This is a genomic window from Acidisoma cellulosilyticum (genome assembly GCF_020621385.1).
Taxonomy (GTDB): Bacteria; Pseudomonadota; Alphaproteobacteria; order Acetobacterales; family Acetobacteraceae; genus Acidisoma; species Acidisoma cellulosilyticum.
In genome coordinates, this window is the sequence record NZ_JAESVA010000030.1 from 1 (window position 1) to 7059 (window position 7059).

General features: G+C 46.3%; 5 protein-coding genes and 1 pseudogene. 4 read left to right on the forward strand and 2 right to left on the reverse strand.

Annotation, left to right across the window (positions count from 1 at the left end):
• From ACELLULO517_RS28275 to ACELLULO517_RS28285, 3 genes and pseudogenes are all read left to right on the forward strand, one after another.
• Positions 1–276 (forward strand): transposase (locus tag ACELLULO517_RS28275; protein ID WP_227310849.1); only part of this gene is annotated, 276 nt, incomplete at its 5' end.
• 177 nt (positions 277–453) lie between these two features.
• The gene (locus ACELLULO517_RS28280) at positions 454–705 is read left to right on the forward strand and encodes a hypothetical protein (RefSeq protein ID WP_227310850.1); all 252 of its coding nucleotides are present in this window, start codon (positions 454–456) and stop codon (positions 703–705) included.
• Between the two features lie 111 nt (positions 706–816).
• Positions 817–1847: pseudogene (locus tag ACELLULO517_RS28285) on the forward strand (IS3 family transposase).
• 162 nt (positions 1848–2009) lie between these two features.
• On the opposite strand, the gene ACELLULO517_RS28290 reads toward ACELLULO517_RS28285, so the two are convergent.
• Positions 2010–2261 (reverse strand): hypothetical protein, encoded by a 252-nt coding sequence (locus tag ACELLULO517_RS28290; RefSeq protein WP_227310851.1) that lies wholly within the window; start codon positions 2259–2261, stop codon positions 2010–2012.
• Positions 2262–2564: 303 nt separating this feature from the next.
• Here ACELLULO517_RS28290 and ACELLULO517_RS29170 point away from each other — a divergent pair, with 303 nt between their 5' ends.
• Positions 2565–2726, forward strand: coding sequence for a hypothetical protein (locus ACELLULO517_RS29170; RefSeq protein WP_406566310.1), 162 nt, complete (start codon positions 2565–2567; stop codon positions 2724–2726).
• 78 nt (positions 2727–2804) lie between these two features.
• Here the strand turns inward: ACELLULO517_RS29170 and ACELLULO517_RS28295 are convergent, their stop codons facing one another.
• Complete coding sequence (locus ACELLULO517_RS28295; protein ID WP_227310852.1) at positions 2805–6692, reverse strand: glycosyltransferase; 3888 nt, start codon at positions 6690–6692, stop codon at positions 2805–2807.
• Positions 6693–7059: the final 367 nt, after the last annotated feature.

Here is a 7059-nt window from a genome sequence, read left to right on the forward strand (position 1 = left end):
GGCCAAGGCCCAGTTCGCCGTTCTCTTCGGCGAGCGCTTTACCAAAGCCATGGCAGCCTAAATGTTCAAACCGTCGTCCCACACGAAATTCATGACACTCCCGTAAAGGCCCGAGCAGGGTCGATGCTCGGCTTCAAACGTTTTAAGGCAGCCTCGATTACACTTGCCGAAATTGAATTGATGCGCCGCATATACAAAGGACAATTCGACCTCGGAAAATTGCGCATCGAAGGCACAACCACGCCCGATATTTGGAATGCAGTGCTGTCAGCTTGAGTAACTGCGACCACATCGTTGCCCCATTCAACCGACCTCCCAATTTGCACCAGAGCCGATAACATCATGGCTTACGCCAATGATGTCGCACATCCTGACAGCTAGACTTCACAAGTCCTCTGTGTAATCCTAAAATCGATAACTACTCAGTGTTTTACCTCATTATAGGAGATTAAAATGGCATTCCCCGGATCAAATATGGACAACGTCCTAACAAAAATTAGTGCGGCAACTATGGCATTACAATCGCTTATAGCACAACTGAAAGAGAACGGCACATTGGCTGAGGGTGATATAGATAAAATGCAAGCCAGAGCAATGGAATATGCCGCAATGCTTAAAGAGCACGGCGGTTCTGGAGCACAAGTAGCTGGCGCTCGCATCGAGCAGGATTTATTTTTGTTTTTTGATATTATCAAAAATGATTGATTTATCAATATAATTGAAAATTTTACCGAATGAATAGCGGACCGTTGGTAATCCCCCCTGAAAACTGGTGGCGTGAGAGGTAGAATTTTCTCGATATGGAGGAAGTTCTGGATGAAGAAGTCTCGTTTCACCGATAGCCAGATCATGGCGGTGCTCAAGCGGAGCGAGGGCGGTGAAGGTGTTCCCGACCTATGCCGTGAGATCGGCATCAGCACGGCGACGTTTTACAAGTGGCGTGCCAAGTTCGGCGGCATGGACGTATCCATGATGGCTCGGATGAAAGAGCTGGAGGATGAGAACCGCCGGCTGAAGAAGATGTATATGGATGAGAAACTGAAGGCTGAGATTATTTCAGAGGCCTTGGCAAAAAAAGGATAAGGCCATCTCGACGGCGAGAGATGGCCCAAGAAGCCGTAGCCGACAAGAAAGTGTCGATCCGACTTGCCTGCGCGGCGTTTGGGATCAGCGAAAGTTGCTATCGGTATGCACCAAAGCACGGTGGAGAAAACGATGAGATCGCGGACTGGCTGATCCGGCTGACGGACAATCACCGAAATTGGGGCTTTGGCCTGAACGGATCTACTGCGCGCTGGAGCTGAACCTGCGGATACGGCCCAAGAAGCGCATGGTCCGTGAGAAGCCGGAAGCCTTGGCAGGGCCGAGGGCCTTGAACGAGGTATGGTCGATGGATTTCATGCATGACCAGCTCAGCGACGGGCGCAGTGTGCGCCTGTTCAACGTCATCGACGATTTCAACCGCGAGGCTCTTGCCATTGACGTGGACTTTCCCCTACCGGCGCTGCGGGTGATCCGCAGCCTCGACCAGGTCATTGAGTGGCGCGGCAACCGGCAGCGATCCGATGCGACAACGGCCCAGAATACATCAGTGGCGCACTGCTGGGATGGGCTGAGATGCAGGGGATCAGGATCGACTTCATCCAGCCCGGGAAGCCACAGCAGAATGCCTATGTCGAGCGCTTCAACCGGACGGTGCGCTACGAATGGCTGGCGCGTATGAGTTTGATACGTTGGCCGACATGCAGGACTTTGCCACGCGTTGGATGTGGTCCTATAATCATGACCACCCGCACATGGCCTTGGGCGGCATCACCCCAAAACAGCGGCTGGCCATGGCCGCGTAGCTCTACTTCTCGCTCCCACAGAAAATGGGGGGATTACCGTATGAGTTGTAATGAGCAGATCCTGCTCATCATCACACTGGCACTGAACAACTAGTCCTTCAGGTTAACATCGTTCGGATATTATTTGCCAAAAAACTACAAGTCTGGCTCTCAAAAAATGATTCAGTTAGAATTTGGTTTACCGCCAGGAATATCGACCCAATGGTGGGTTTTAACTACAACTGTGATTGTTAAAGGGCCAAAACTCGATATGGCGTTGGATGGCTTCGGAGCATGCTCCAGATAAAGCACCTCAACAACTTCTACACCAGCACCTGAAGGTAACGCTAGTCGATCTCCTTTTGTCGGCACTGTTAGAAATTCCCAATCTCCTCGACCACTGGATATTTCTTCTCCTCGCACAGAAAATATCATCGGCTTTTTTCCTTTTTGCACATTTATTTTGTGCTGGTATACGCTATCTTAGCCACTTATATAATATTGTTAAACTGAGATCTTGGGTAAGTAAAACCCCCCATTTGAGTAGTTCTATTGACCTAGCACTACTTTGGCAGATTTTTAGTGTCTTTGAGATTTTTGGAACTCTCAAGGGCGAGCTTGCGTGATTCATAGGGGCGGCTCGTGGAGGGCCGATCCATGGACCCGGACTGGCAGGCTGATCTCGACCGCTGGCTTGAACCGTTTGTCTCTGCGCTCGAGCACAAGGCGAGAGCGCGGATGTGTCTAGCTTACATTGCCGGTCTGATTGGCCTACGGGACCGTAAGAGCGTTCAGCCCATGGCAATGCGCATTGACGAAGTCGGCTACGATCAGCTTCGTCGCTGTTGGCGTTTGGTACAGCGCTTCGCTCGCAACCGCTCTGCTGAAGAAGGCAGATAGCCTGGTTAGCGATGGAGCTCCAGAAGACGGGCGCTTGCTGAAAACAAACACCCGTCTGGGAAAATCGTCCGGTGAAATTTAGTCCTTTCGCGCAAATTCGCGATAGATGGAAAGCAATTCTTTGGCTTGTTGGTCACTCGTTCGTAGCTTTGGGCTAGTCTGTGGGGGCGCCGTGAATTGGGCTGGGTTAGAATTTATACGGTCGAGCACATCTTTTAGTTCATGATAATCATCAACAGGCACGACAAATCCACAACTGTCATCCACTTCATCGGCCAATGCGCCACGATCGGATGCAATCACCCAACACCCAGCTTGGATGGCTTCTCTCACAACCAAACCGTAACTTTCCGGCCAAACAGAAGGGGCAGCAAGCACATCAATTGATGCGTAAAGCTCCGCAATTTTTGATTGCGAATATTTACCACGAATTTTAACATTAGATGCACCCCATTTAGTTACTACTTCTTCTCCTTCCGACATTGCGTGATCAATAAGAAGAAGTTCAATATTATGAAAATTAGACTCACAAAGAGCTAACTTTAGAATATTGTAGCCCTTATGGAAGCTTTTTCCGCCGATATGGGCAATTCTTACAGAAGATGCTTTGGGGCGACGCGGCAAAATTTCGATATTAGATACACCGTTCTCAACGGCGCTTACATTTGCAATCCCGTAATCACGATACAAATTTGCAAAAGATTTAGACACGGCCAATACGCGCTTAGCAGATGTCAGAACAGTCAAAAGCTCTTGCATTCGAACATGATGCTGCACACCATTGATCTTAATTTCTGAAAGAGATTCTTTTGGTTTGTAAATAGAAAAATTATTATTTTTGTCCAGCAGAAATTGACTTTTTGAAATCCACCAAGCGTCATGGACTGTAATTACATAAGGTATGTTTCTTGAAGTAGCCTCGGAACAAATAGAGACAGTCAGTCGTTGGATGCAATGAAAGTGTACAATGTGCGGCTTGAAATGGTCCAAGTAGCTTCCAAAAGCCCGAGCCATTTCCTTATCAGAGGTTCGCAGATCGATATCCGGGTCAACGGGCGTTGTCACCCCCGTGATTTTGACTCCGTTCCATTGATGGCTCCTCATTTCATAAGGTATTTGGCCACCTTCAATTGAAGTAAAAACCTCAATTTCTACATCTTTACCAAAATTTCTTTGGAGGTCAGCTACGTTATCGGCAACAACTCTAGTTGCCCCGCCTATTGCCTGCGGAGGAAAGAAAACATTTACAACTAGAACTCGTAAATTGGCTTTTGTTGGATAAAGAGAAAGCTTCTGCTCAATTGACGTTACAATGTTGCGTATGTTTTGCGCAGAAGTCGCAGTGGAATATTTTTGTTTCACAGACAGTTTTGCATCTGCACCGATTTTTTTGCGAATCGACGGATTCTTAATCAGATTATTTAGATACTTGTACCAGTCATCTACATCTTTGGCTAAAAATCCCGTCTTTCCATGAGAAATTACTTCTTTATACGTTGCGGTTTCTGATACAACAGACGGAATTGCCAGCATGGCTGCTTCCATCCACTTTATCTCGCTTTTGCAATCAGAGATGATTCCAGGCTTCAATACCGCTATATTGATGTCCATTCCTTTAAGCAGGTGCCAGTAGGATTCTTTATCCAAAATCTGGTCAATTTTGATTACTTGCTTTTCAAAACGAGTCATACTTTCTGGAAGTGTGATATATCCCGCTATCACTACTTGAATAAGCGGACCATATTCCTCAAGTAGCCGAATAAGAGCAGGTACAGCAAACAGCTCAAAATCTTCGTTATGCGCTCGCGTTCCAGTTCCATAAAAAATTCGAACAGGGCGCTCACCATCATTGAACAATGCCGCCTGAGAATCAATATTTAAAAACATTGTCTCTTGAACAGCATCAAGAGCGTTACGGTGCACAAACGCTGTGTGTTGGGCTACCAAGGGGAGCATTTCGTTTGCTAATGTCGTTGTTGACGACATTGCAAAATCGCTAAGTTCAATTCCTTTTGAAAACAAAGCTGTTCCTGTGACGAGACCACCGTAAACTTGTCGACTGATTAGTCCACCGTAGCTTTCGAAGCTATCTGGAAAATGATCCGCATCAAAGATTAGATCATCAATATCATAAACCGTTGGAATGCCTGCTATACGTGTGGCGCGGAACGCGCGAACAGCAGCTGGTAGTGCCGCGACACGGTAAAAAATAACACAGTCTAAGAACGGCAAACGTGTATGAAAGACGCCTAAATCTTTGGCTTGGTCGAAAATTTCTATCTGAAAACCAGCATGAATTAAATGCTCACTTTTCTGTAGTACGCGATAATGTTTGCATTGAGGAATGCTCATATCGGCAACAATGCCTATACGCCGAATTGCGCCAATCCGGAGAGGGCGTGGTGCTGCTGCTGGCACTGTACCTGCCAGAAAACTAACTGCCGCTTCCATCTTAAGACGTGCTTCATCGACCAGACCTGCGTTGGCAAGTCTATTGGCATCGCTGCTAAGCGCATTAAAGCATTCTTCAGAAACTTGAAGATAACGGTCCCTAATGTACTGGTCTCCAGGCATCAACAGAGTTAGTTCTTTCAGGACCTCAATAGCTTCAATACGCCTATTTAAACGCAATAAACAGGACGATAGATTGAGAAAAGTCCAGGCATTATAACGTTTATCTTTGATTGTTCGGCGATATACTGTTACAGCACCAAATAAATCGCCCTGTTTCATCAAGCAATCTGCATAGTGGCGTAGGCCACGGGTATGTGTAGGTGCGGCCAGCAAAGCAGTTTCATATAGTTGGCGTGCTGGAGATAACTCATTTGACATTGCCAGTCGATCTGCGGCTGCCACATAAAGAGGCGCAGTAGACTCAGTTGCAAGACAGCCCGGTCGACCTTCGGCTATCCCTTTTCTGGCGTAATGCTGAAGGGCACGCCATGGCGAGTCTATGGACATTGCCAAATCAGGATTTGAATTAAGATATACCTTCCAATCGAAACCATCAGGCATTTCCAAAGCACCTGTGAGACCGATCTCGCTCATCAGCTGCGAGGGATTTACCGGAAAGCCATTCGCAACACCCTTATTTAGCCAGTGACGATATGCCTCCACGTGCGATAATACGCTGGTCTCTGGGGCAAATTCAGCATAGAAGACTTGGTCGATATAATGTTCAGATGAGATAGGGTAATTTTTATACTGCCCAATCGAAATAAAATGAAAAATACACTCAAGTCGATTTTTGCATACCGAAACGCCAACACGAGCTTGATAATCGTCAACATTGAAAAGTTTAAGAAAATCTCCGGAGTAAATTCCATGAGTTTCAAAAATTTTTGTGGCAGACTTGTCGCCTACAATAGCTTGAAGCGTCAAATAATCCTGATCTAACTGAGACTGTGGATTCTCAGCCGTAGAAATCAAAAGACTTTGATCTAATGAATATTTTCTGCTTTCATTTACTCCAGTGGTCAAAAAATGACGCAAAAAATCAAAGTTGGAATTAAGAACAGCGTTTAGATCCGGATTAAGATTTCGGTAAAAACCAATTGAAAAATCTTCAGGCAGCGTTTTAAGATCCAAATCGGTTTGCGCGAGCCAAACTGACATGCTTGGAAAGCGTCCCTCTTGTGAACCAAAGCTCCGCCAATGTTTCACGAGGTCACTGGGGGATAGCCCTAATAGATCAGCGTAAAAATTCCTATAAAATTCAAGATCTAAATTTTCGCTAATCGAGTAGTCCTCATGGGCTATCGAACTTACGTCGAATTCTTCAAACGGCATATTAGCTAGATATGAGGCTGCATCAGATTCAAAAACGTGCTGCGCTTCCTCTAATGGGACTGCAACAGAGATAGCTGTAGACCGCCTCGCTGACCGTTTTGAGGGTTCGGCATAGGCTGTGGTGGATTTTGCGCGTTGAACCGCTGGAGATGTGCGCTTGCTGGGCTTAGACGGCAAAGTTCGAACCCTCAATTAACGGTAAATTGATCAATCAGGCATCTTAAATACGGTATCCAGCTATCTGACTGCAAGGTCTTAGGTCGTTAGCACGTTCGCAGACGCACAAAAAATCTCTTTTTAGAGTAACCTGGAAAAATTCATTTTTTAAAAATGAATTTAGCGTTTAAAAACACTAGGCGTAATGGAGAAATACATTATGATAGTTTATTTGATCGGTAGCTGACCAAAATTAGACATGCTTGATTTGCAGTGGAGTTGCCCCACTAGGTCACCGACTCATTATGACGCAGCCAGATGCGGATTGAGGCGAGCTGAACAGAGGCGAGGAAGTTGTCGTCTCGTTTGTCATACCGTGTTGCGACGG

Bases quoted from the DNA above. Each gene is read 5' to 3' on its own strand.
- ACELLULO517_RS28280 (WP_227310850.1), top strand. From the start codon at position 454: ATGGCATTCCCCGGATCAAATATGGACAACGTCCTAACAAAAATTAGT.
- ACELLULO517_RS28290 (WP_227310851.1), bottom strand. From the start codon at position 2,261: ATGATATTTTCTGTGCGAGGAGAAGAAATATCCAGTGGTCGAGGAGAT.
- ACELLULO517_RS29170 (WP_406566310.1), top strand. From the start codon at position 2,565: ATGTGTCTAGCTTACATTGCCGGTCTGATTGGCCTACGGGACCGTAAG.